This window comes from Cryobacterium arcticum (assembly GCF_001679725.1).
Taxonomy (GTDB): domain Bacteria; phylum Actinomycetota; class Actinomycetes; order Actinomycetales; family Microbacteriaceae; genus Cryobacterium; species Cryobacterium arcticum_A.
In genome coordinates, this window is record NZ_CP016282.1 from 1,618,308 (window position 1) to 1,643,122 (window position 24,815).

General features: G+C 69.4%; 19 protein-coding genes. 12 read left to right on the plus strand and 7 right to left on the minus strand.

The window, feature by feature from the left end; all coding sequences use genetic code 11:
* Positions 1 to 22 precede the first annotated feature (22 nt).
* Positions 23 to 982, minus strand: coding sequence for a hypothetical protein (locus tag PA27867_RS07185; RefSeq protein ID WP_157109155.1), 960 nt, complete (start codon positions 980 to 982; stop codon positions 23 to 25).
* Positions 983 to 1,108: 126 nt separating this feature from the next.
* On the opposite strand from PA27867_RS07185, the gene PA27867_RS07190 reads away from it, so the two are divergent.
* Positions 1,109 to 1,846 carry a DUF72 domain-containing protein gene (locus PA27867_RS07190; RefSeq protein WP_066599313.1) on the plus strand — a complete coding sequence of 246 codons (738 nt, stop codon included), beginning with the start codon at positions 1,109 to 1,111 and terminating at the stop codon, positions 1,844 to 1,846.
* Between the two features lie 223 nt (positions 1,847 to 2,069).
* Complete coding sequence (locus PA27867_RS07195; RefSeq protein ID WP_208857309.1) at positions 2,070 to 3,458, plus strand: FAD-binding oxidoreductase; 1,389 nt, start codon at positions 2,070 to 2,072, stop codon at positions 3,456 to 3,458.
* Positions 3,459 to 3,461: 3 nt separating this feature from the next.
* On the opposite strand, the gene PA27867_RS07200 is transcribed toward PA27867_RS07195, so the two are convergent.
* The 3 genes from PA27867_RS07200 to PA27867_RS07210 are packed head-to-tail and all read right to left on the minus strand — an operon-like array spanning position 3,462 to position 6,240.
* Positions 3,462 to 4,232, minus strand: coding sequence for an FAD:protein FMN transferase (locus tag PA27867_RS07200; RefSeq protein WP_157109156.1), 771 nt, complete (start codon positions 4,230 to 4,232; stop codon positions 3,462 to 3,464).
* Positions 4,233 to 4,267: 35 nt separating this feature from the next.
* On the minus strand, positions 4,268 to 4,783 hold the full coding sequence (locus PA27867_RS07205) for an FMN-binding protein (RefSeq protein WP_066594833.1): 516 nt from the start codon (positions 4,781 to 4,783) through the stop codon (positions 4,268 to 4,270).
* Positions 4,780 to 6,240, minus strand: a complete 1,461-nt coding sequence (locus PA27867_RS07210) for a ferric reductase-like transmembrane domain-containing protein (protein WP_084020825.1) — start codon at positions 6,238 to 6,240, stop codon at positions 4,780 to 4,782. The genes PA27867_RS07205 and PA27867_RS07210 overlap by 4 nt, the downstream gene beginning before the upstream one ends.
* Before the next feature lie 161 nt (positions 6,241 to 6,401).
* Between PA27867_RS07210 and PA27867_RS07215 the strand changes: the two genes are divergently transcribed.
* From PA27867_RS07215 to PA27867_RS07245, 7 genes are all read left to right on the plus strand, one after another.
* Positions 6,402 to 6,656 carry a BatC protein gene (locus PA27867_RS07215; protein ID WP_066594834.1) on the plus strand — a complete coding sequence of 85 codons (255 nt, stop codon included), beginning with the start codon at positions 6,402 to 6,404 and terminating at the stop codon, positions 6,654 to 6,656.
* Positions 6,656 to 7,903: a cupin domain-containing protein gene (locus PA27867_RS07220; protein ID WP_066594835.1), complete on the plus strand. Its 1,248-nt coding sequence runs from the start codon at positions 6,656 to 6,658 to the stop codon at positions 7,901 to 7,903. The genes PA27867_RS07215 and PA27867_RS07220 overlap by 1 nt, the downstream gene beginning before the upstream one ends.
* On the plus strand, positions 7,900 to 8,925 hold the full coding sequence (locus tag PA27867_RS07225; protein WP_236900865.1) for a sucrase ferredoxin: 1,026 nt from the start codon (positions 7,900 to 7,902) through the stop codon (positions 8,923 to 8,925). The genes PA27867_RS07220 and PA27867_RS07225 overlap by 4 nt, the downstream gene beginning before the upstream one ends.
* 262 nt (positions 8,926 to 9,187) lie before the next feature.
* Positions 9,188 to 11,455, plus strand: coding sequence for a formate C-acetyltransferase (gene pflB / locus PA27867_RS07230; RefSeq protein ID WP_066594840.1), 2,268 nt, complete (start codon positions 9,188 to 9,190; stop codon positions 11,453 to 11,455).
* Positions 11,456 to 11,501: 46 nt separating this feature from the next.
* Positions 11,502 to 12,395 carry a pyruvate formate-lyase-activating protein gene (gene pflA, locus PA27867_RS07235; RefSeq protein ID WP_066594843.1) on the plus strand — a complete coding sequence of 298 codons (894 nt, stop codon included), beginning with the start codon at positions 11,502 to 11,504 and terminating at the stop codon, positions 12,393 to 12,395.
* A 218-nt stretch (positions 12,396 to 12,613) separates the two neighbouring features.
* A complete protein-coding gene (locus PA27867_RS07240) occupies positions 12,614 to 13,099 on the plus strand; it encodes an aromatic ring-opening dioxygenase LigA (protein WP_066594845.1) in 486 nt (161 codons plus the stop codon).
* Between the two features lie 171 nt (positions 13,100 to 13,270).
* Complete coding sequence (locus PA27867_RS07245; RefSeq protein ID WP_084020827.1) at positions 13,271 to 15,091, plus strand: cellulase family glycosylhydrolase; 1,821 nt, start codon at positions 13,271 to 13,273, stop codon at positions 15,089 to 15,091.
* Positions 15,092 to 15,148: 57 nt separating this feature from the next.
* Here the strand turns inward: PA27867_RS07245 and PA27867_RS07250 are convergent, their stop codons facing one another.
* Positions 15,149 to 15,742 (minus strand): hypothetical protein, encoded by a 594-nt coding sequence (locus tag PA27867_RS07250; RefSeq protein WP_066594847.1) that lies wholly within the window; start codon positions 15,740 to 15,742, stop codon positions 15,149 to 15,151.
* A 324-nt stretch (positions 15,743 to 16,066) separates the two neighbouring features.
* Here PA27867_RS07250 and PA27867_RS07255 point away from each other — a divergent pair, with 324 nt between their 5' ends.
* Positions 16,067 to 18,403 carry a transglycosylase domain-containing protein gene (locus PA27867_RS07255; protein WP_066594849.1) on the plus strand — a complete coding sequence of 779 codons (2,337 nt, stop codon included), beginning with the start codon at positions 16,067 to 16,069 and terminating at the stop codon, positions 18,401 to 18,403.
* Positions 18,404 to 18,430: 27 nt separating this feature from the next.
* Here PA27867_RS07255 and PA27867_RS07260 read toward each other — a convergent pair whose 3' ends face one another.
* Together PA27867_RS07260 and PA27867_RS20940 are read right to left on the minus strand one after the other, a co-directional pair.
* The gene (locus PA27867_RS07260) at positions 18,431 to 21,871 is read right to left on the minus strand and encodes a DNA polymerase III subunit alpha (RefSeq protein ID WP_066594852.1); all 3,441 of its coding nucleotides are present in this window, start codon (positions 21,869 to 21,871) and stop codon (positions 18,431 to 18,433) included.
* Between the two features lie 7 nt (positions 21,872 to 21,878).
* On the minus strand, positions 21,879 to 22,151 hold the full coding sequence (locus tag PA27867_RS20940) for a hypothetical protein (RefSeq protein ID WP_066594854.1): 273 nt from the start codon (positions 22,149 to 22,151) through the stop codon (positions 21,879 to 21,881).
* Between the two features lie 172 nt (positions 22,152 to 22,323).
* Between PA27867_RS20940 and PA27867_RS07270 the strand changes: the two genes are divergently transcribed.
* Together PA27867_RS07270 and PA27867_RS07275 are read left to right on the plus strand one after the other, a co-directional pair.
* Positions 22,324 to 23,700 (plus strand): glutamate decarboxylase, encoded by a 1,377-nt coding sequence (locus tag PA27867_RS07270; protein ID WP_066594856.1) that lies wholly within the window; start codon positions 22,324 to 22,326, stop codon positions 23,698 to 23,700.
* A gap of 146 nt (positions 23,701 to 23,846) precedes the next feature.
* On the plus strand, positions 23,847 to 24,767 hold the full coding sequence (locus PA27867_RS07275; protein WP_084020833.1) for an SDR family NAD(P)-dependent oxidoreductase: 921 nt from the start codon (positions 23,847 to 23,849) through the stop codon (positions 24,765 to 24,767).
* The last annotated feature ends 48 nt before the right edge of the window (positions 24,768 to 24,815 follow it).

Here is a 24,815-nt window from a genome sequence, read left to right on the forward strand (position 1 = left end):
GGCCAGGGCGCGGTGATCCCCGTCAGGAGATGCGCGTGAGGGCCGTGAAGGACATGGTCCCCGAGTAGCCGTTCTGGCAGGTCTGGTAGAGCAGGTCGTAGCCGCGCGGGATGTCCGCGGTGCTGTCCCGGTCGGCGTTGAGCATGGCCACGATCCCGTCGACCCGGTAGGTGCCGGCGTGCACGCCGGCGAGCGTGATCACGGTGCCCGCGTCGTCGGGGAAATCCTTGCCGCCGCACGACCAGTGCTCGGCGATGGTGGGCACGTTCTGGTAGTGCGCGGTCACGTCCACCGACCCGATGCACTCGTCGAGTTCCGGCGTCCACCCGGTGGCGTGCACGGTGTTGGTGTACCGCTCGCGCAGGATCCGGTCCTGTTCGGCCTGCCAGTCGGCCATGGCCTGCACGACGGCGGCCACCGGAGCGGCCAGGTCGTCGGCCACGCCCTGCACGCCCGACGCCGCCGTGAAGTCGAATGCCGCGAGTGCCTTCGCGTCGTCACGGATGCCCGGACCCAGCTCGAACACGGCGCTCCGGGTCGTCGAGGCATCAGCAGCGACTTCCGCGGCCGTGAGCTCCTGAGCGGCCGAGCTCAGGCGCAGGGTCACGGTGTCGATGGCGGCGGCGAGGTCCGCGCGCGGCTGCTCGTCGAGCACCTTGCCCGCGCTCTCGTCGAGCAGGGCGATCGCGTCGTCGAGGGCGCTCTCGCCGGTGCTCACGGTGTCCACGGCCGTGGACTGCTCGGCACGGAAGGCCTGGGCCGCGGCGTCGTAGGCGTTCTGGGCCTCGGACACCGAAATGGTGCGAACGACGAATCCGGCGACAAGCAGCAGCGCGAGGGTTCCGGCGGCCACCAGCATGCCGGTGCGGATGCCGGTGCGGCGGCTGCCCCGCATCCGGAGGCCGCGGACACGGCCACCGTTCTGCGGGGCGCGCGCCGACCCGGCTGCTTCCTGCCGCTCGTCCCCTGGAATTCGCCCCACCCGCTTCGCCTGGCCGGCCGGTCGCCGGTTTCCGGTGGCCAGTTTATCGGGAGCATGTTACGGGCGGGGAAACTTCCGTGCTCCCGCCCGTACCCTCCGGCAGTCGACTCGGGCAGTATGTCGTCGATGACGACACCGGCGATCCATATCGGGACCTCGGGGTGGAGCTACGACCACTGGGAGAACGTGCTCTACCCCGTCGGCCTGCCGCCGGCGAAGCGACTGGCCCACTATGTGGGCGCCTTCGACACCGTCGAGCTCAACGCCAGTTTCTACCGGTGGCCACGCCCGGACGTGTTCGCCGGGTGGAACCGGCGCCTGCCGGCCGGATTCCTCATGTCGGTGAAGGCGCCCCGCGGGCTGACCCATGCGCGGAAGCTCTACGAACCCGAGGTGTGGGCCGGCCGCATCGAGGCGGGCTGGCACGAACTCGGTGAGCGTCGCGCCGTCCTGCTGGTGCAGCTGGCGCCCCGGCACGAGCGCGACGACGCCCGGCTGGACTACTTCCTCGGCGCCCTGCCGCCGTGGGTCCGGGTGGCCGTCGAATTCCGGCACGACAGCTGGCACGTCGAGGAGGTGTTCGCCATCCTCGAGCGGCACGGGGCCGCCTACTGTGTGATGAGCGGAGCCGGGCTGCCCTGTGTGCTCCGCGCCACCGCGCCGTTCGTCTACGTGCGCCTGCACGGGCCCGCCCACGACGCGCTCTATGCCGGGTCGTATTCGGAGACGGATCTGCGCTGGTGGGCCGACCGCATCCGCGAGTGGCAGGCCGGCGGCCGGGAGGTGTTCGCCTATTTCAACAACGACGGCGACGGCAACGCGGTGCGGAACGCCTGGACCCTGCGGGACCTGGTGGGAGTCTGAGCGTTGGTGAGCAGGAGGACAGAAACCCCGCACAATGCCCCTAGCGCGCGGACCGGAGGTGGGATATGCAAACCGGCATACCAGCCGATTATCGGCCGGGCGAGCTCGCCAAACAGCCGGTCACGCCCCATCTGCCTGCATAGAATTGTGGCCCCGGACGCGGTCTGACGAGTCACCGCGTCGATGAGGCACCCGATCGGGTGCATGTCCAGCAGAGGTGTCCATGACCATGACCGACGTCGCGTCTCCCGTTCTCGACGAACTCGCAGCGGTGCTCACAGCCGCCCAGATCGTCACCGGCCCGCGCACCGAGAGCAATCGTCGCGACCAGTCCGAGGGCACGCTCAGCGGCGAACCGCTCGCGGTGGTCTTCCCGGCCAGCACCGAGGAGGTCGCGGCCGTCGTCACCATCGCCGCCGCGCATCGCATCCCGATCGTGCCGCAGGGAGCCCGAACCGGCCTCGCCGGCGGGGCCAACGCCATCGCCGGCGCCATCGTGCTCAGCACCACCCGGCTCAAGAAGATCCTCTCGGTCGACGCCGCCAACCAGACCGCCACAGTGCAGGCCGGCGTGCGCACCATCGCCCTCGCCCGCGCCGCCGAGGCCGTCAACCTGTTCTACCCGCCCGACCCCGGCTCCTGGCGGGCCTCCACCATCGGCGGCAACGTGGCCACGAACGCCGGCGGCATGCTTTGCGTCAAGTACGGCGTCACGGGCAACTTCGTGCGCCAGCTCACGGTGGTGCTCGCCGACGGGTCGATCGTGAAGACCGGGCAACGCACCATCAAGGGTGTGGCCGGCTACAACCTCACCGCGCTGCTGGTGGGGTCTGAGGGCACCCTGGGCATCATCACCGAAATCACGGTGGGCCTGCTGCCCGCCCCGGCCAGTCCCTCCGGCGTGTCAGCGACGTTCTCCACCGCGACGGATGCGTTGGCCGCGGCCAACACCATCGTTGCCGGCAGCCGCCGGCCGAGCGTGCTGGAGTTCCTCGACGGCGCCTGCATCGAAGCGATCAACGCGTTCGATCCCGCCTCCGCGCTGCCTCGGGGCGCCGGCGCCCTCTTGCTCGTGCAGTCCGACCAGATCGGCCAGGCGCACGACGACGTCGAGGCCTACGCCGACGTGCTGCGGGCCGCGGGAGCCGACGACGTGGTGATCGCCCATGACGCCGAATCCCTCGACCGGCTGATGAGCGCCAGGCGCTTGTTGCACCCGGCCGTGCAGGCTGTACGCGGGGGATGCCTGAACGAAGACATCACGGTGCCGCGTTCCCAGCTGCCGGCGCTCCTGGCCGGCCTGGCCGAGATCTCCCGGGAGCTCGACGTGCCGATCAGCACCGGAGGCCACATCGGGGACGGCAACCTGCATCCCGTCATCGGCTACGACCCCGCCGCCCCCGCCGAGCTCGAGGCGGCCCACGTCGCGTTCGCCCGGGTGATCGGCCTGGCGATCTCGCTGGACGGCTCGGCCTCCGGGGAGCACGGCATCGGCGTGCTCAAGCGTGCGCACCTCGACGACGAGCTCGGCCCGGTGCTGCGCGACCTGCAGCTGCGGGTCAAGGCGGCCTTCGACCCCCTGGGGATCCTCAACCCCGGCAAGAAGCTCTAGGGATCAGCGGGCGGGGGAGAGGTAGCGTTCCCTCAGCCGGGGAGTCATCGCGAGGCCTCCGGAGGCGTCGACCGTCAGCACGTCGATGTCCCAGCGCTCGGTGACCAGGTTGAGCGTCTCCGATCCGCCGGCCAGGATCGCTGTCGCCAGGACGTCGGCCGTGACGATTCCCGCAGCCAGGACGCTGACCTGCACGAGGTCGCCGGACTCCGGCCGGCGCCAGATGTGCTCGCCGCGCTCCGAGGTGCCCGAGGTGGCTATGGCCCGCCAGCCGCCGGTGAAGGGCACGACGCAGAGCAGGGCGCTGCGGTCGAGCGGGTCGACGATCCCCGCCGTCCACAGCCCCGCCGTCCCCGCCCCCGGCGTCCCGTCGGGCAGGTTCGCCTCGGCTTCCTGCCCGTCCGAGAGCGTGTCGCCGCCCACGGTGACCAGCCAGTCCCGCACGCCGGCCTCGTGCAGGAGCCGACCGGCGTCCTCGATGGCCAGGGCCTTGACCACGCCGGAAAGGTCGAGGAGACCGTCCGGGCGGTGCGGGGTGAAGACGCCCGCGGTGTCGTCCCGCCAGCGCAGGGCGAGTTCGTAGGCGGCGAGCATCGGGGCGCTGGCCCGGGTCAGGCGCTCCGACCCGTCATTGATCCGGCTGATCTCCGAATCGGCCCGGTAGAGGCTGAACCGCTGTTCGAGTTCCTCGAAATTGTCGCGCACGGCCTGCAACACGTCACCGCCGGAGCGATCCGGTGCGGGCGGCGCATCCCGGAAGCGCAGGCTCGCCATGGTCCCCATGGTGGGAAACACCACCGTGGACACGGTCAGAGCCCGGCCTGGTCGAGGGCCGACTGCAACGAGGTGAGATAGGCCTCGCTCGTGTAGGTGGCGCCGGAGACCGTGGAGACCTGGGCGGACTGGGCCGCGAGCACCTCCTGGCGCAGCACCGGTGCGGCCCGGTTGCTGATCTGCACGGACCTGCCGTCGGCATCCGTGAGCTTGAGGGCGGCGACGTCGGTGATGGCGCCCCCGGCCACGGTGATCTGCACTTGCACCGACCCGAACCGGGTGGAGGTGCTGCTGCCCGTGAACGTGCCGGAAGGCGCGGCGGGCGCAGCGGGCGCGGCGGTGGCCGCGGGCGCCGAACCGTTCGACGTGCCGCCGGACGACGGACCGGTCGCCGTCGACGAGCCGGCGGTGGACGGTCCGGCGCTGGTGCCGCCGCCGGAGGAGGCGGACGGAACCGACGTCATCAAGGCGCTGGGAGCGCCGAGTTGCCAGCCCACCACGAGCACGGCAGCCGACGACAGGATGCTTGCGGCAATAGCGCGTTTTCTCACCAGTCGAACCTTTCCACGTGGATCTGACGGTCGGCGAGCCCGGCCGCCTTGGCGTCCCGCACCACCAGATCGGTCCAGGCCTGCGGGCCGCAGACGTAGAGGTCGGAGTCGGTCAGCCGCGGGAACACACTCGAGATGGTGACCCCGGCACTGATCGCCTCGGCGCTCATCCAGGTGTCCACGCCACGCGGCCGGGGTCCGATCATCGAGTAGATGGCCGAGCCCGCCGTGCGGGACAGCGCGCCGACCTCGTTCCACAGGTAGCTCTGCGACTCGTCGGTTCCGCGCAGCAGCACCGTCGCCTCGCCCCGACTGAGGGGGGAGTGCTCGAGCAACGAACGGATGGGCGTGATGCCGATGCCGGCCGCCACGACCGCGAGGTGCGGGGAGGTGCGGGCGGCATCCGTGAACAGGCCGTACGGGCCCTCGATCGACACCCGCGTGCCCACCGGCACCCGTCCGAGTTCCCGGCTGCCGCGGCCCAGGTCCCGCACGGTGATGCGGGCGCTGGTGCGCGTGGGCACCGCTGAGAACGAGATCGGGTGCGCGTGCCACCAGGTGCCGGCCGTCCAGAACCGCCAGATGGCGTACTGGCCGCCCGCCGTCTGCAGCCGGTCGAGGTCGCGGCCGGTCAGGTGGATCGACACCACACCGGGAGCGATTGTCTCGATGCCGGAGACCGTGATCCCGTGCCGGTACGAGCGGATGACCGGCAGCACGAAGCGGTACCAGCCGATCGCCCCGAAGGCGAGGACGTAGAGCGCCAGCCAGTAGACCCGCTGCACGGTGCCGTCGGCCAGGACCCCGCCGGCACTGAGCTGGTGGGGGAGTGCCACCAGCACCGCGGCGTAGCTGAGCAGGTGGATGGCGTGCCAGACCTCGTACGGGAAGCGCCGGCGCACCGCGACGAGGGACGAGATCACCACGGCCACGAGCAGCCCCACGCCCAGGTAGGCGAAGGCCATATCGGGAGTGGTGAAGAGGGTGACCGTCTCGGCGACCACGTCGACACCGCTGCTGAGCGCATACCCCAGCGTGAGCAGCGCACCGTGCGCGAGGATCAGGTACAGCGCCGGCTTGCCCAGCCGCCGGTGCAGCGCCATCGCCACGTCCTGACCGACCGTGCGGTCGATCAGCGGGATGCGCGCGGCCAGCACCAGCATGATCAGGATGAGGTCGGTGCCGACGAGCCCGGTCACGATGCCCAGTGCGGTCACGGCGGATGCCACATCCGTCACGTCGTTCAGACCGCCGTACGCCAGGTACAGCGCCACGGCAAGCGCGACCGAGGTGACCAGGGCCGTGACCAGGATGTCCGCGGCGCGAAGCCGGCGCCGGGTGCGGATCCGGCGCGCCCGTGCCACCGGCGCCGGAGCGCCCCGGCCGGCCCCCCTGGCGCCGTCCGGCACGCGGGTCGTCGGTGCGCCGGTGTCGGCACTGGACTGGTGAACGGTCATGGCTCTTCTCGTTTCGGTGGGCAACACGCTCGTGGCGATCTCGGGCACACCACAACACTCCCGCGGGATTCTTCGAAGTTTCTTAGCCGTAGGCCCGGTCGGCGACGTACTATCGCGAGTGGGCGTCAGCCGGCGCCCTGCACTGGCTATGGAGGTTTGCAGTGGGCATCAACGACGACGACATCACGACATCTGGCCTGGACCCGAACGAGGGCACCGCCGACGGCGGGGCCAACCCTGAGGGCCACGACGGCGGCGCCGACGGTTCGGCGGACGCCGGCGAAGGCACCGCGGACGGGGGAGCAAACCCCTCCGGTCACGACGGCGGAGCCGACGGCTCCGCATCGGGAGAGGGCACTGCCGACGGCGGGGCCAACCCGGAAGGGCACGACGGCGGCGCCGACGGATCCGCCTGATGAGCGCCGGGCAGCGCGGGCCGAGCGATCGGCCCGCGCTTGCGCGGTTGCTGCCCATCTCGCCGGACGCGTTCGCGGCCGAGTACTGGGACCAGACGGCGTTGTTCACCCGCGCCGCCGAACTGGGCGACGGGCTCGGCGACCTGTTCAGCGCCGACGCCGTCGATGACCTCGTCACCCGCAGGGGCCTTCGCACCCCGTTCGCCCGGATGGCCAGGGCCGGCGTGCTGCTCGACCCCGCGCGCTACACGGCGCCCGGCGGGCTGGGCGCCGAGATCGCCGACCAGGTGAGCGCCGACAAGGTGCTCGACGAACTTAGCGGCGGCGCCACCCTGGTCCTGCAGGGGCTGCATCGCACGTGGCCGCCGCTGGCCGAATTCGCCCGCGCCCTCGCCGCCGACCTGGGCCATCCGGTGCAGGTGAACGCCTACATCACCCCGGCCGCCGAGCGGGGATTCGATCCCCACTACGACGTGCACGACGTCTTCGTGATCCAGGTGCAGGGGGAGAAGCGCTGGCGCATCCACCCGCCCGTTCATGCCCGGCCCCTTCGCGATCAGCCGTGGACCGGGTATCGCGCCGCGGTCGAGGGTGCGGCAGAGAAGGTGCCGGCCATTGACGAGGTCTTCCGGCCCGGTGACGTGCTCTACCTCCCGCGCGGCTGGATCCACTCCGCGACGGCTCTGGGCGGCACCTCCATCCACCTGACCATCGGGGTTGCCGCCCTCACCCGGCACGACGTGCTGCGCGAGGCCCTGGCCAGCGCGACCGCCGACGAGACGCTGCGCGCGGCGCTGCCGGTGGGCGTCGACCTGACGGATGCCGCGACGGTCGCCGCGCTGGTGAGCGCCGCCGTCGACGACCTGACCCGCTACGCCCACGGTGAGCACCACGACCTGGGCGACACCGTCGGGCGGCGCCTGCACACGAGGGTGCGTGACTCGGCCAGGCCCGAACCGATCGCCCCGCTCGCCACGAGCGCTGCTGCGGCCGCATTGCACGAGGCCACGACGGTGAGCCTGCGCCGCCAGCTCGATGCCAGGCTCGATCACGGGACGGATGCCGGCACCGTGTCGCTGGTGCTGCCGGACAAACGCGTGACGCTGCCGGCGGAGGCCAGCGACGCCCTGGCCCAGGTGCTCACGGGCCAGACCACGCAGGCCGGCGGTCTGGCCGGGCTGGACTCGGCGTCGTCCCTGGTCGTCGCCCGGCGCCTCGTGCGCGAGGGCGTTCTGGTCGTGCGGTGAGCCAGCCGGCGGGAGGGCCGACCGAACCGGTCGACGCGGCCCGGGTGATCGAACCGGCCCGTGGCTGGCTGCCCTGCAGCGACAGGTCCCTCGAACGCGACGACCCGCTGCCCGGCACCGCCGGTTACGGTGAGCGGTGGTTCCTCGTGGAGATCGACGGTGCGTGGGGCACCCATGCGTTCCTGCAGTCCCCGCTCGAACCGGCGCTCGGCCGGGCCTTGGTCACCCGGATCGAGTCCGCCGGTATCCGGCCACTGGCCATCCGCCGCACCGGCCGCACCGCCCACGAGCGGCGGGCCCAGGCCAGTTGGCGGTGGGCCGCGGTGGATGCCCGGCCCGGCCACGAGCAGATCCGCTGGGGCGCGGTGTCCGACCCCGCGGAGCTCCTCACGGTGCCGCTGGACGGGGCCGGCGGTGAGCCGTCGACCGAGCCGCTCATCTGCGTGTGCACGCACGCACGCCACGACCAGTGCTGCGCCGTGCGCGGGCGCCCGGTGGTCACAGCCCTCGCCCTGGCCCACCCGGACGCCACCTGGGAATGCTCCCACCTGGGCGGCGACAGGTTCGCGGCCACGCTCATCCTCTTCCCGCACGGCCTGTACTACGGCCGGATGAGCGCCCAGGAGGCGCCAGCACTCATCGACCGGTATCGGGCCGGACTGATCGAACCCGGCCGCTTCCGCGGGCGCAGCTCGCTGCCGAACGTCGTGCAGGCCGCGGCCGCCTTCGCCGCCCGGGAATTCGGTGACGACCGTGTAGACGCCTTCGCCTACAGGTCCTGGACGGAGTCGGCCGGAGTGCACAGTGTCTACTTCGATCACGCATCCGCAGGGCCCGCACCCGCGTCGGCCGTCCAGCCGGTCACCGTCCGCGTCGTCGAGACCCTCTCCGAGCCGCTCCTCAGCACCTGCGCCGCGACCACGGCGCGCCCGGTGCGCCAGTTCCGGCTGGACTCCATCGACCGTGCCGTGCCGGCACCCGAGCCGCCCCTGGAGACGCCGGTGGAACCACCCGTCGAGTAGCCCGACGGCTGCTCCGACGGGCCCGCATGGTCGCGCGCGCGACCGCGCGCATACCCGCTGGCGGCACCCCCCAAGGGGAGGTGAATACGGGACCAAGGTCCCGGTTCAGGCGCCGAACCGGAGAGTAATGTTCACAACAGAGGGCGAACCACCGGCACCGTGGCACTAGCTGGTACCTCGTGGTCCTGCTCTCGTGGCCCGACTGGTGGGATAAACACCCAGTCAGCGGGAAAGCCTCGATCCTACAAGGAGAGCAATCCATATGACCGTTACAGATGGCATCAGAAGCGACCAGCGCGGTCTCGCAGAAGCAGGCCCGGCTGAATTCGTCAGCGGCCCGTGGCAGGACTCGATCAATCTGCGCGACTTCATCCAGCGCAACTACACGCCGTACACCGGCGACGCAAGCTTCCTCGAAGGCCCCACCGAGCGCACCACAGGCATCTGGGCCAAGCTGTCCGCGATGTTCCCTGTCGAGCGCGAGAAGGGCGTCTATGACATCGACGCCACGACGCCCTCGTCCATCACCGCGCACAAGCCCGGCTACATCGACAAGGACAACGAGGTCATCGTCGGCCTCCAGACCGACGCGCCGCTCAAGCGCGCGATCATGCCCTTCGGTGGCTGGCGCATGGTCGCCACCTCGCTCGAGACCTACGGCTACCCCGTGTCGCCCGAGCTCGAGACGATCTTCACCGACTACCGCAAGACCCACAACACCGCGGTCTTCGACGTCTACCCTCCCGGTGTGCGTCGTGCGCGCAGCAGCCACCTGATCACGGGCCTGCCGGATGCCTACGGCCGCGGCCGCATCATCGGTGACTACCGTCGTGTGGCCCTGTACGGCATCGACGCCCTGGTCGCCGGCAAGAAGAACGACCGCGCCGAGCTGGACATGGAGCCCTCGACCGAGGACATCATCCGTGCCCGCGAGGAGAACTCGGAGCAGATCCGGGCTCTCAAGGAACTCGCCCAGATGGCAGCCAGCTACGGCTCGGACATCTCCAAGCCCGCCACCACCGCCAAGGAAGCCGTTCAGTGGCTGTACTTCGCGTACCTCGGTGCGGTCAAGGAGCAGAACGGTGCGGCAATGTCGTTCGGCCGCAACGCGGCCTTCCTCGACGCCTACATCGAGCGCGACCTCGCCGCCGGAACCCTGACCGAGTCCGGTGCCCAGGAACTCATCGACGACCTCGTCATCAAGCTGCGCATCGTGCGGTTCCTCCGCACCCCGGAGTACGACGAGATCTTCGCCGGAGACCCCACCTGGGTCACCGAGTCGCTCGCCGGCATCGGTGAAGACGGTCGCCCGCTCGTCACCAAGACCGCGTTCCGCTTCCTGCAGACCCTGTACAACGTGGGCCCCGCACCCGAGCCGAACCTGACCGTTCTGTGGAGCGACAAGCTGCCCGAGGGCTTCAAGCGCTTTTGCGCCCAGGTCTCGATCGACACGTCGGCCATCCAGTACGAGTCCGACGAACTCATCCGCAACGAGATGGGTGACGACGCCGCGATCGCGTGCTGCGTCTCCCCGATGCGGGTCGGTAAGCAGATGCAGTTCTTCGGGGCCCGCGTCAACGCCGTCAAGGCGCTGCTGTACTCGATCAACGGCGGCAAGGACGAGGTGTCCGGCAAGCAGATCGCCCCGGCCACCGCGCCGAACACCGACGAGATCCTCGACTACGACACCGTCTTCCCGGCCTACCTCGAGACCCTCGAGTGGCTCGCCGAGACCTACGTCACCGCGCTGAACTGCATCCACTACATGCACGACAAGTACGCGTATGAGCGCCTCGAGATGGCACTGCACGACAAGGAGATCATCCGCACCCTGGCCTGCGGCATCGCCGGCCTGAGCGTGGTCGCCGACTCGCTGTCCGCCATCAAGTACGCCACGGTCCGTCCGGTCCGCGACGAGACCGGCCTGGTTGTCGACTACACCGTTGAGGGCGAATTCCCCACCTTCGGCAACGACGACGACCGCGTCGACGTCATTGCGGTGGACGTCATGGAACGCTTCATGACGATGATCCGCAAGCACCCGACCTACCGCGACGCGATCCACACCCAGTCGATCCTGACGATCACGTCCAACGTGGTCTACGGCAAGGCCACCGGCAACACGCCCGATGGTCGCCGCAAGGGTGAGCCGTTCGCACCGGGCGCCAACCCGATGAACGGCCGCGACACACACGGTATGCTCGCGTCGGCACTCAGTGTCGCCAAGCTTCCGTACAGTGAAGCGCAGGACGGCATCTCGCTGACCAACACTGTCGTTCCGAGCGGCCTCGGCCACACCAAGGACGAGCAGATCACCAGCCTGGTCGGCCTGCTCGACGCGTTCACGTCGGCCACCGGCTACCACCTGAACGTCAACGTGCTCAACAAAGAGACCCTCGAAGACGCCATGCTGCACCCGGAGAACTACCCGCAGCTGACGATCCGTGTTTCCGGTTACGCCGTGAACTTCGTCCGCCTCACCCGCGAGCAGCAGATGGATGTCATCAGCCGCACGTTCCACTCGCACTAAAGAACACCCTTAACACATGACCGGCAACGCTAGGTAGGACGAGACCATGACCGCGATCAACCTCGGCTTCCCTAGCGTTGCCTGTCCTGTTGTAGAACTTTCCGGAGAGCACGTCGACCTGTCGGCGCCCGTCTCCGACGACGTCAGCGCCCTCAACGACGCCGACCGCAAGGCCGAACTGCACACCCTCGAAATGAAGGCGATCCGGGAAGGCACCGTCGCCAGTGTGCACTCCTGGGAGCTGGTGACCGCCGTCGACGGCCCCGGCACCCGCATGACCCTGTTCCTCTCCGGCTGCCTGCTGCGCTGCCAGTACTGCCACAACCCGGACACCTGGAAGATGCGCGACGGCCTGGTCACGCCCATCGACGAACTCGTCGCCCGGATGACCCGCTACCTCGGCGTTTTCAAGGCCACCAACGGCGGCCTCACCATCTCGGGCGGCGAGCCGCTCATGCAGCCCGCCTTCGTGAAGCGGATGTTCAAGGAAGCGCACGCCCTGGGCGTGCACACCACCCTGGACACCTCCGGCTACCTCGGCAAGAGCGCCTCGGACGAACTCCTCGACAACGTCGACCTGGTTCTGCTCGACGTGAAGTCGGGCCTGCCCGACACCTACAAGACCGTCACCGGCCGCGAACTCGCGCCCACCATCGCCTTCGGCGACCGGCTCGCCGAGCGGGGCATCCCGGTCTGGGTGCGCTTCGTCCTGGTGCCCGGACTCACCGACGCCGTCGACAACGTCGAAGCCGTCGTGGACATCGTGAAGAGCTGGCCCAATGTGCAGCGTGTGGAGGTGCTGCCCTTCCACCAGATGGGCGAGGACAAGTGGGACCGCCTGAGCATCCCGTACCCCCTGCACGGCGTGCACCCGCCGGAGAACGAGCTGTTGAACCGCGTGCGTGGCCAGTTCGAAGCCCGGGGACTGACCGTCTTCTAGGCTTCCGCTTCTGCGCTCTTCTGCCAGGCGACACGGGCCCGGCGCCCGCGACACACGGCGAATATCGGCTTTACGCATATAAATGCGTGAAGCCGATTTGCCTTTGACCAGCACAAATAGTGTTACGAATTTGAAGCCAGGGACTTTGTACCCTGACTGGGAAAACAGGTTGCTGCCAGACTGTGGATATCTTCAGATTCACAACGAAAGGCAACATCGTGTCAACAGCAACAGTTCCGGCCACGGCCCTGAGCGCCACCAAGACCAAGGTCGTCAAGCTCATTGGTTGGGCCGGAATTCTCGGTGCAATCGTCATGATCGTCGGCGGCGGCGTCGTCTGGGGCGTCGTGAGCTCGCAGCTCGCCGCCGAGAACATCACCGTCTCCGAGGACGCCGAGTTCCTCGCCGGCGCACCCGTGGTCGGCCCGTTCTCCGCTTACGCGCAGGCGACCATCATCAACCACCACGCCCTCGCGATGGCCGACAACAAGACGTACGCCGAGCTCGAGCAGGATGACCCGCTGCGCGCGACGGTCATGAACGCCTCGTTCCTGCGGACCTCGCTGTTCACCTCGGTCGTCTCGTTCGGCGTCTCGGCCTTCGCCATGGGCATGGGCCTCCTGTCCGGCCTCTTCGGCTGGGCCATCCTGACCCTCGCTCCGGCCTGGCCCAAGAAGACCACGGCCACGGGCGTTCGCGCGTAGTCGTCACACCTCGTCAACGACCCGGCAGCCTCGGCTGCCGGGTCGTTCGTCGTTTCCGCCCGCAACGACCGGCGCCGGCCGTTGCCGTGGGGCGGTTCGAGCCCCTAGTGTGAGCGAGGGGACACCCCCGATCCTCGGCACCACTACCTGGGCATCACTTTTGGGGGACCCATGAGCGAGAACCTTCACTCACGCGCGCGAACCGGTCTGGTCGCGCTGGTTCTCGGCGCCGTCCTGCTGGCCGGTACGGCGGCCGCATCCGTTTCACCCGTCACAGCTTCACCCGCAGCAGCCTCGCCGGCAGCGGCGCGTGTCATCGATGCGGCGTCCTCCGCGATCTCCACGTCGGTCGCTTCTGCGGCGGCCGCCCCCACGACGTCCGGTTGGCTGCACACGTCCGGTGGCACCATCCTGACCGCCTCCGGCGTTCCCTACGTGATCAAGGGCGTGTCCTGGTTCGGCATGGAGACGTCGAACTGCGCCCCGCACGGCCTCTGGACCATTTCGCTCGCGTCCGGACTGGCGCAGATCAAGGCGATGGGATTCACGACCCTGCGGCTGCCGTTCTCGAATGAGTGCCTTGCGGCGCCCGCCACGAGCTCGATCAACTACGCGGTCAATCCCGACTTGGTGGACAAGACGCCGCAGGAGCTGCTCGACATCGTCGTGAGCAAAGCCGCGGCCGCCGGACTCACCGTCATCCTCGACCGGCACCGGCCTGATTCCGGCGCCCAGTCGGAGCTCTGGTACACCGCGCAGTACAGCGAGGCACGCTGGATCGCCGATTGGCAGGCGCTGGCCACCCGGTACCGGAACGACCCGACCGTGATCGGCGTCGACCTGCACAACGAGCCGCACGGACCTGCCTGCTGGGGCTGCGGCAACCCCGACACCGACTGGCAGGCCGCGGCGACTCGCGGCGGCAACGCCGTGCTGGCCGTGAACCCCAACCTGCTGATCCTGGTCGAAGGAATCGAGAACCAGGCGTCCGGCACCTCCACCTGGTGGGGCGGTGGCCTGAGCGGCGTCGCTGCGAAACCCGTCACCCTCACGGTGCCGAACCGCGTGGTGTACTCGCCCCACGACTACCCGGCATCCGTCTACGCCCAGAAGTGGTTCAGCGCCAGCACCTACCCGGCCAACCTCACCTCGGTCTGGGACGCGAACTGGGGCTACATCAGCAAGAACGGCATCGCGCCCGTGCTGGTGGGGGAGTTCGGCAGCAAGCTGGAGACCACCTCAGACACACAGTGGATGAGCGCGATCGTGGGCTATCTGGCCGCGAACAAGACGAGTTTCGCCTACTGGTCGTTCAATCCCAACAGCGGCGACACCGGCGGTATCGTCGCCGACGACTGGGTCACCCCGCAGGCCACAAAGCTCGCCGCCCTCGCGCCGCTCTTGACGAGTGGCGCCACCACGCCGATCCCGGCACCGGCACCCACTCCGACCGCCAGCGCCACGCCCACCGCGACGCCGAAGCCCACCGTCACCCCGACGCCCACAGCCACGCCGAAGCCCACCGTCACGCCGACGGCGACGCCGAAGCCCATTGTCACCCCGAAGCCCACAGCGACGCCGAAGCCCACCGTCACCCCGAAGCCCTCAGCTACCCCGACGGCGACGGCGACGGCGACGGCGACGGCGACGGCGACGGCGACGCCGAAGCCCACGACCGCGCCGACCGCCGCTGCCGGAGCCACCGTGGCGTGGCAATTGCAGAATTCCTGGAGCGCCGGCTACGTCACCGAGCTCCTCGTCACCGGCACCACCGGGGTGAAGGGCTGGACGGCGACCTGGCCAGACACCAAGGCCACCAGCATCGTCAACGCCTGGGGCATGACCTGCACGCTCAAGGCCAAGACCTCGATAACCTGCACCGGCTCCGACTGGGCAGCAGCGGTCCCTGCGGGCCAGACGGCACGCGTCGGGGTGCAGGTGGCCGCCGGCGCCGCTCCGGTCTCACCCGTGCTCACGGTGACGACCCGATAGTGGTGACGACCGGCTAGCCAGGACCGTCCGGGTGGGTGCCGAGCGGTGCTGTCGGGACTAGTACTCGGTGGCGCCCTCTGAGTCGTCGCCCCAGCTCGCGATCCGCGGCGGAAGCGGATATTCGTGGGTGCCGTTCTCCGCGAGGATCTCGAGATCCACCAGGCGGGGAGCGGTCGTGCCGGCCTGGCTCACGAACCAGCCGCCCACGAGAACCACATCGCTGACCGTGGATGCCACGCCCACGCCGGTGACCGTGAACTGCCCGTAGGCCGGGTCCACGAATCGGGCCGAGATGAGGTCGCCGTGCTGCACGGCCGGGCTTTCGCCTGACTCGGCGGCGGGCGCCTCTGCACCGGTCGCATCGGGTTCCGACTCACCGTCCACAGGTTCGGGGGAGTCGGCCTCCGGCGTCGCCGTCAGGGCCTGCAGGGACTTGTGCGGCTTGAGGTTCTGCTCGATGGAGCGACCACCGATGGTGAGGGTCTTGACCGAGGCGGAGATGAAGGCCGTTCCCTCGATCGTGAAGGCGCCGTACCGCTTGGTCAGGAACATCGCGCTGACCGAGCTGCCCGACTCCAGAGTGGCGATCGCGTCGGTGAGCAGCTTGACGTTTCGCCTGGTGGGCACATTGGGCATAGCGGGACCGGCCATTTTTCCTCCTGAGAACCTGACACGCCACTCTAACTCGCGGGGCGCATCCCGGTCGTGCCGGTGGGCCTGCCGCACGTCGTCGACATCCGATTGTGCGGAGCCGTATGGTGCCCCGTTCAGGGGGGTTCGGCAAGCCCCTAGCGCCCGGACGACGCTCGGCTTTGAGTGGGGCTACCGGTGCTCGCTGGCTCTCCGGCCCGGTTGGGTGGTGGTTCGGGCAGGTTCAGCGGCGTGAGCCGTTGCAGGCGTAAGACGTGGCAGGCGGAAGGGCAGGACTCGACGGCTATGGTGTCGAATGGGACGGACGGAACCAATGGAACCGGGGTGACCCCGCCACGCACGGTCGGGGGAGTGTTCGGCGGATTCGTGGGGCTCATCGCGACGAGTGCGATAGCCGGTCTGCTGGTCACGGTGGGTCTGACCCCGGTGGTGGCGTTGACCGGAATGACCGCGACCAACACCATCGGCGTCTTCGAGACCCTGCCCGACTACCTGGACATCGAACCGCTCGCCCAGCGCAGCAACATCTACGCCACCAACTCCGACGGCAGCCCCGTGCTGCTGGCCACTCTCTACGACCAAAACCGGGTCGAGGTGGGCTGGGACGACATCGGCCAGAACGTCAAAGACGCCGCGGTCGCCGGAGAGGATCCCCGGTTCTACGAACACGGCGGTGTCGACCTTCAGGGCACGGTGCGCGGCGCGGTCACGACGACCCTGCACGGGAACGTGCAGGGCGGCTCCTCGATCACGCAGCAGTACGTCAAGAACGTGCTCGTGCAGAAGTGCGAGATGCTGCCCACCGACGACGAGATCCAGAGCTGCTACGACGAGGCCACGGTCACGTCGGTAGCGCGCAAACTCAAGGAGATGCGGCTGGCCATCGGGGTGGAGAAGAAGTACGCGAAGAATGACATCCTGCGGCAGTACCTGAACATCGCGGGCTTCGGCGGCCGGGTCTACGGCATCGAGGCGGCGGCCGACTACTACTACAGCAGCACGGCGGCCACCCTCACCCTCTCCCAGGCGGCCAGCCTCGTGGCCATCGTGAACAACCCGGACAAGTTCCGCCTGGACAAGCCGGAGAGCGAGACCAACGGGGCCGCGAACGGCTACAGCGACAACCGGCAACGGCGTGACTACATCCTCGGGGCGATGCTCAAGTACCAGAAGATCACCCAGGCCGCCTACGACGAGGCCGTCGCGGCGCCCATCGAGCCCACGATCCACGAGCCAAGCACCGGCTGCCAGACCGCCCTGGCCAACGCCTACTTCTGCGACTACGTCATCTATGTGCTGGCGAACGACCCCGTCTTCGGTGACGACGCGGATGCCCGCATCACCAACATCCGTCGCGGCGGCTTCGACGTCTACACGACCCTCGACCTCGACCTGCAGAGTGCGGCGGTCGCGACCCTGAACGCCAATGTGCCCAAGTCGGTGGCGGGCTGGGACGTGGGCAGCGTCATCTCGAGCGTGCAGGTGGGCACGGGCCGGGTGCTCGCGATGGCGCAGAACAAGGACTACAGCCAGGACCCCGAGGTGCTGGCCACGGGCGACAACTGGACCAGCGTGAACTACAACACCGATTTCAACGCCGGCGGCTCCAGCGGGTTCCAACCCGGATCGACCTACAAGGTCTTCACCCTCGCCGAGTGGCTGAACACCGGCCACTCGCTGAGCGAACGGGTCGACTCCGCGCCCAAGTCGCGCTGGGGCACCTTCACCGACAGCTGCCTGGGCCCGCAGAACTACGACGCGGAGGGCTGGAGCCCCAAGAACGACGCCGACGAGTCCGGTGGCAACTACAGCGCGCTCGAGTCCACCATCGGATCGATCAACACGGGCTTCATCGGCATGGCCAAACGCCTCGACCTGTGCGGCATCCGCAAGATGGCCGAGGCCTTCGGGGTGCACCGCGCCGACGGCGACCCGCTGAGCCAGAGCGCCGCATCGGTGATCGGCACCAACGAGATCGCGCCGCTGACCATGGCCGTGGCTTTCGCGGGCATCGCCAACCAGGGGGTCACCTGCAGCCCGCTCGTGATCGACCGGATGGTCGGCTCGGACGGCGCCGAGGTCCCCATCCCGCTGCCGAAGTGCACGGCGTCGGTGACCCCGGGCACGGCGACGCAGATGATCTCGGCCCTGAGCCGGGTGATGACCGAGGGAACGGCTGTGCAATCGAACTCGGCCACCTCGCCGCGGGTGCCGATGTTCGGCAAGACGGGAACGACCGACAACGCGAAGAACACCTGGATGAGCGGTGCGAGCAGCAAGGTGGCCACCGTGGTGGGCGTCGTCACCGTGACGGGTGAGGCCAACCAGCGGGCGATCCGGTTCGCCAGCGGGCCCGCCGCCACGGCGCGGCACCGGATGTGGCCGGACGTGATGTCGGTCGCGAACGCGAAGTACGGTGGTGACCCGTTCGCCGGGGTGCCCGTCGCACCGGAGCCGACGGACACCGAAAACAACGACAGCACCGGTCCCGTGGATCCCGGCCCCGTCACACCCGATCCGCCCGCGCCGCCCGCTCCTCCCGCGCCGCCGGCCCCCGAGCCACCGGCGCCGGAGCCGCCCGCTCCCGAGCCGCCCGCGCCCGAACCCCCGGCACCCGAACCGCCGGCCCCGGAGGCCCCGGTTCCGGCGCCGTCCGGCTGAGGTGTCCGATCGAGGCCCGGCTGACCTCTAGGCGGTCTGCGTCGACCACAGGTCGAACGGTGCGATCCCGGCCGTTCGGGCCGGCCGGGCCCGCTCCGCTCCGGCCGCCGCCGCAGCGTCCCCGCTGGCCGGCGCGGTGTCGGCGTGGCCGTCGAGCAGGGCGCTAGCCCGGGCCGCCTTGGCCGCCTGGGCACGCTCCCTGGCCTTGTCCCTCGCCACCGTGACCAGGTCCCACATGCCCTCGCCGGTCACCGAGACCCCGCGGGCTCCCGACCGACGGGTGCGGCCGCGCACCAGCATCAGCTCGGTTTGGAAGACCCCGGCGCCGATGCGTTCCTGGGCGTCGTGGAAGAACACCACGTTGGACACCGGTCCGGTCCCGTCGTCCAGGCTCACGAAGACCACCCGGCGTCCGCCCCGCATGGGCGGGGTGTTGGTGGCCCGGCGCACGCCCGCGAGCAGCACATCGGTTCCCCCGGGCAGCGTCGCCAGCGCCGACGCTGGGGTCACCCCGAGCTCGGCGAACAAGGGGTAGAACTTGCGCATCCGGTGGTCGGCCACGGCCAGCCCGGTGTCGAGCAGTTCGAGGTCGCTCTGGGTGCGTCCGCGCAATTGGAGGGAGGTGACGGCGTCGAACCGCGCGCCCTCATAGTCGAGAACCGGCAACGGCACCTCGAAGGCGAGCTGGTCGTCGGCGATCGTGATGGCCGTACCCCGCAGCGACTGGATGTGCGCGAGCAGCTCGTGCCGACGGGTGCGGTCGTGGTCGATGAAGCTGTCAAGCGCGCCGATCCGGGCCAGGGCTTCGAAGGTGCGCCGGCGGGGACGCACCCGGTCGCGGAAGTCCTGCAGCGAGCTGAACGGCTGGTGCCGAACGATGCGGGCGCGTTCGGCCTCGCTCGAACCAGACAGCTCCGGCAACGGCATCCGGATGCCCTGGCCCGAGCCGACGGATTCCACCCGGTAGTCCAGGGCGCTGTGTTGCACGTCGAGACCGAGCACCGGCACGCCGAGCACCCGGGCCTCCGCCACCAGCAGGTCCTTGGGCCACATGCCTGGATCGTGGGTGAGCAGTCCGGCCAGGAAGGGAGCCGGATGATGGGTCTTCAACCAGGCCGACTGGTAGGTGGGCAGGGCGAACGCTGCACCGTGGGCCTTGGCAAAGCCGAAGCTGCCGAAACCGGCCAGGACCGTCCAGACCCGGTCGATCGTCACGGTGTCGAATCCGCGCGCGAGGGCCCGTTCGCGCACGTAGGCCTCGATGACGGGCAACTGTTCGGGCCGGCCGAGATGCCGGCGCAGCACATCGGCGTAGCCGAGGCCGCAATCGGTGAGTTCGTGGAAGAGGCGCATCACCTGCTCGTGGAAGATGACGACGCCCTTGGTCTCCCGCAGAATGGCCTCGAAGCGCGGATGGATGTAGTCCGGGGCGACCTCGCCGTGCCGGGCCTGCAGGTATTTCAGCGGCATGTTGTTCTTCATCGGGCCGGGCCGGAACAGGGAGATCTCGACGGTGAGGTCGTTGAACTCCTCGGGTTGCAGCTTGCCCACCAGCTCCATCTGGCCGGGCGACTCGATCTGGAAGATTCCCAGGGTGCGCGTGGAGCGGATGAGTTCGAAGGTGGCCGGGTCGTCCAGCGGCACCCGGTCGAGGTCGATGTGCTCGCCGGTGAGCCGGTGGTGCTCCTCGACGGCGTGCGCCATGGCCGACTGCATGCGCACCCCTAGGATGTCGAGCTTGATCAGGCCCATCGGGTCCATGTCGTGCTTGTCGAACTGTGACATGGGCAGTCCCATGCCCGACGCCTGCACCGGGGTGCGGTCGAGCAGGGAGGCGTCGGAGAGGATGACCCCGCACGGATGCACCGAGATGTGCCGGGGCAGCCGGTCCAGCCGGGCGGTGAGGTCGACGAGCAGGTCGAGCTGGGCCGACTCGCGCACCTCGGCGGCCAGCTCCTCGAGCTCGGGCTTCTCGGCCAGCGCCGCGCGGAAGTCCCGGGCGTTGAATCGCCACATCTGCTTGGCGATCGTGGCCACCTGGGTGTCGGGCATGCCGAGCGCCAGCCCGGCGTCACGCACGGCTCCGCGGCCGCGGTAGGCGTTGGTCATCGACATGAGCGATACCCGGGCGCCGCCGAAGGTCTGGAAGATCGTGCGGTAGATGTCGTGCCGCCGGGACGATTCCACATCGAGGTCGATGTCGGGCAGGGTCTGGCGTTCGGGGGAGAGGAAGCGTTCCCAGAGCAGGCCGTTGCCGATGGGCTCGACCGAGGACGTGTGCAGGGCGTAGTTGAGCACCGAGCCCACCCCGGAACCGCGGGCCTGGATGCGGATGCCCATGCCGCGGACGATGTCGGCCACCTTCGCGACGGTGAGGAAGTAGCTGGCGAAACCGAGACTCTCGACGGTGGCCATCTCGTGGGCGAGCCTGTCGTGGGCGGCGCCGAGGGCCGGCCGGCCCGCATCGGTGTACCGTTCGTCGATGCCGCTCCGGGCGCGCGCCCACAGCTCGGTGAGCGGGTCTCCGGTGATGCCGATGACGCTCGCCTCGGGCATCCGGGGGCGGCCGAGACCGATGTCGGCGACCGGGTCGAGCACGCAGCGCTCGGCCAGGTCGTGGGTGTCCCGCAGCAGCCGGGCCAGGGCCCCGTCGCTGTGCTGGCCGGCGTCGACCACCATACGGGCCACCTGGCGCATGGCCGCGGCGGGTTTGAGCCAGGCCTGCCCGTTCACCTGCAGCTCGGTGTCCTGCGACCCGCCGAGTTGGGCGAGCGGGGTGAGATGCCGGGCGGCGTCGGCGAGGTCGGCCGTGACCGCCTCGTCGGGCGTTCCGTAGCGCACGGCGTTGCTCAGCACCGCCGGCAGCTGGGCGTACTCGGCCAGGGCGAGCATGCGGGTGGCTGGCGCGACGCTGCCGGGGGTGCCCGGCTCGGCGAGGTGGCAGACCACCTCGAGGACGAGCGACCCGGGCGGCATTTCGCGCACCCAGTCGGCCAGGCCGGCCCGGGCCTGCGGGGTGTCCCGGCGTCCCACCGCCAAGCCCACATCCGACAGCGGGCCGAGCAGCACCGTCAGTGAGTTCAGGCCGGCAAGCTCGGCCAGCCGGCGCCGGGAGATGCTCGGCGGCTGGCCCGCCAGCCGTACCGGGGTCTCGTGGGCGCTGGACACCGCCCGGCACAGGGCCGCGTAGCCGCGCCCGGTGCCGCCGCCGTGCGCGAGCACCACGACCCGGCCGAGCGCACCGAGGTCGTCGTCGTGGTGCACCGCGAGCTCGGCGCCGAGGCCCGGGCTGATGCCCGCCGCGACACAGGCGCGCACATGCTTCACCGCTCCGTAGAGGCCGTCACGGTCGGTGACGGCCAGGAAGGTCGCCCCGTCGGCTGCGGCCTGCCCGGCGAGGGCCTCGGGCAGGGTCACCCCGTAGTGGGTGGAGTAGGCGCTGGCGACGTGCAGGTGCGGGAAACTCACGGCCGCATCACCCCCAGTCGAGCGAGAGCACCCAGGTGCCGTCGGCATCGTGGCGCAGGTCGTAACGGTGCTGGTCCTCGCCGCCGCGCGCGGCATCCACCCGCCAGAGTTCGGTGTCGATCCGGGTGGGGGTGCCCGCGTCCTCCCACCAGCGGGTGCGGGTGAAGACCGCCTGCGGCTGGCCGATGATGGTGTGTTCGAATCGATCCCAGACGAAGGCCAGGGGGTCGCCGTCTGCGGAGAGTTCGACCTGCACCGCGGTGTCGATGATCTGGGGCATGGCAGCCTTTCGAAACTGGAAGCTCGAACAAATGTTCGACAATCGGAGTGTACGTCACTCCTCCGACACATGCCAGCGGACCCGGCCGGCCGGGCCAGGTCGGGCACGCCGGTCCGGTCAGGATGCCGGTTCGGGGTAGACCGGGCGGCGGGGTGGGGGCACTCTATGTTGCATGTCGACGAATCCAGAGTTCCTCGAGGTCAACCCACTGTTCGCCCGGCCGGGGGAGGCCACGCTCGCCCCGCGATATACGCTCGGTGACACCATGATGGGGCCGGACACGGCCTTCCAGATCATCCACGACGAGATCAAGCTCGACGGCATCTCCAGGCTCAACCTGGCCACCTTCGTGAGCACCTGGATGGACGACCAGGCCAGACGGCTGTACACCGAGTCCTTCGACAAGAACATGATCGACAAGGACGAGTACCCGCAGACGGCGGCCATCGAAGACTACTGCTGGCACATCATCGCCGACCTCTGGCATGCGCCAGAGCCGCGCACCACCATCGGCACCTCCACGATCGGGTCGTCGGAGGCCTGCATGCTCGGCGGGCTGGCCTTCAAGCGCCGCTGGCAACAGGCCCGTCGCGCTGCCGGGCTCTCAACGGAGAAACCCAACCTGGTGATGAGCAGTGCGGTGCAGGTCTGCTGGGAGAAGTTCTGCAACTACTGGGACGTCGAGATGCGTCTGGTACCGGTGACGGACGAGCATCCGTGCCTGGACGGCCACGACCTGGCCGACTATGTCGACGAGAACACCATCGGGGTCGTCGCCATCATGGGAGTGACCTACACGGGCATCTACGAGCCGGTGCAAGAGATCGCCGCGGCCCTCGACGAGATCCAGACGCGCACGGGACTGGACGTTCCCATCCACGTGGATGCGGCATCCGGCGGCATGATCGCCCCGTTCCTGCAGCCGGACCTGGTGTGGGACTTCCGGTTGGAGCGGGTGCACTCGATCAGCACCTCGGCGCACAAGTACGGCCTGGTCTACCCGGGGCTGGGCTGGGTGGTCTGGCGCAGCCCCGACCTGCTGCCGGAGGACCTGATCTTCCGGGTGAGCTACCTGGGCGGCGACATGCCGACCCTCGCGCTCAACTTCTCGCGGCCCGGAGCCCAGGTGCTGCTGCAGTACTACCTGTTCCTGCGGCTCGGCTTCGAGGGCTACCGGCTGGTGCAACAGGCCTCCCAGGACGTGGCGATGTACCTCTCGAAGGGCATCGCAGAGCACGGTGCGTTCACCCTGGTGAGCGACGGTTCCGACATCCCGGTGTTCGCGTGGCGGCTGGCCGAGGGGCACACCGACAAGTGGAACCTCTTCCACCTGTCCGACCGGTTGCGCGCGCGCGGCTGGCTGGTGCCCGCGTACCCGATGCCCGACGACCTGTCGGACCGCATCGTGCAGCGCATCGTGGTGCGGAACGGGTTGAGTCTCGACCTCGCTTCGCGGCTGCTGACCGCGATCAGCGAAGAGACCGCGTACCTCGACCGGCTGGACGGGCCCATGCCCGTGGAGGAACACCAGCCCGGCTTCACCCACTGACCCGGCGGGGCCGAACCTCAGACGTACCGAATCGTTGTGACCGGCCTACTCGCTATCTGTGCCACCTGACCCCACTCTCAGCTGGTGCGGCGTAGCATTTTCTCTAGGGCGCACCGAGTACCAAGCAGCCCTGTTGGAAGGTACACATGACAATCGACAGCGAGACCCAGGCCCAGGCCCAGGCGCAGCCCCAGGCGGAGTCCCAGACTCAGACCCAGGACCAGGCGGAGTCCCCGACAGAGACACGGACTGCCGCCTCGGCCGGACCGGTCGCCCAAGCCGCACGCGTCACGTCACCGGGTACGGTCAGCGCGACCGACGAGGAATCCACGCCCCCGGCTCCGGTGGCCCTTGTCACCGGAGCCGGCTCGATCATCGGCCGTGCCGTGGTCGCCCGGCTGCTGGAGAACGGCTACGCAGTGGCCGGAGTCGACGCCAAGGAGACCGCGCTCCTGGGTGATCGGCACGTGGTGTCGGTGGGAGACATGGGTACCGAGCGCGACGCTCGCCTCGCCGTATCCCACGCAATCGAGACCTTCGGCCGGCTCGATGCGGCCGTGCTCCTGGCCGACATCGGAAGCTCCCGCACGCTGCAGATGCCCGGCTCCATCGCCGAGGGCGAGCATCTGCTTGCCCGCAACCTCAACAGCATCGCACTGGGTATCCAGGCGGCCGTCGAGGGGTTCTCGCTCGACGGGCACCGCAGCATCGTTGCGACGGCCTCCGTGGCCGGGTTGCTCGCGGATCCGGGCAACTGGGCCTATCACGCTTCGAAAATCGCGATGATCGACCTCGTGCGGTCGTCGGCGTTGACCTATGCCGCCCGCGACATCCGTATCAACAATGTGGCCTCTGGCCTGGTGCGGGCGGACCTCGGCGACGAGAACCTGTCCGATCAGATCTTCGGCCGGGATTTCTCGCGGCGCATCCCGCTCTGCCGGCTCGCGGATGCCCGCGAGGTCGCGTCGGTCATAGCTTTCCTGCTCTCGCCGGCGGCGTCGTACGTGACGGGCACGACCCTCGCGGTGGACGGCGGCCTGACGGCGTCGGCCGGAATCGTGTTCTGAAGCAAGGTCGGTTCCTCCGTGCGATTCCCGGCCGTGGGGCGGGCAACC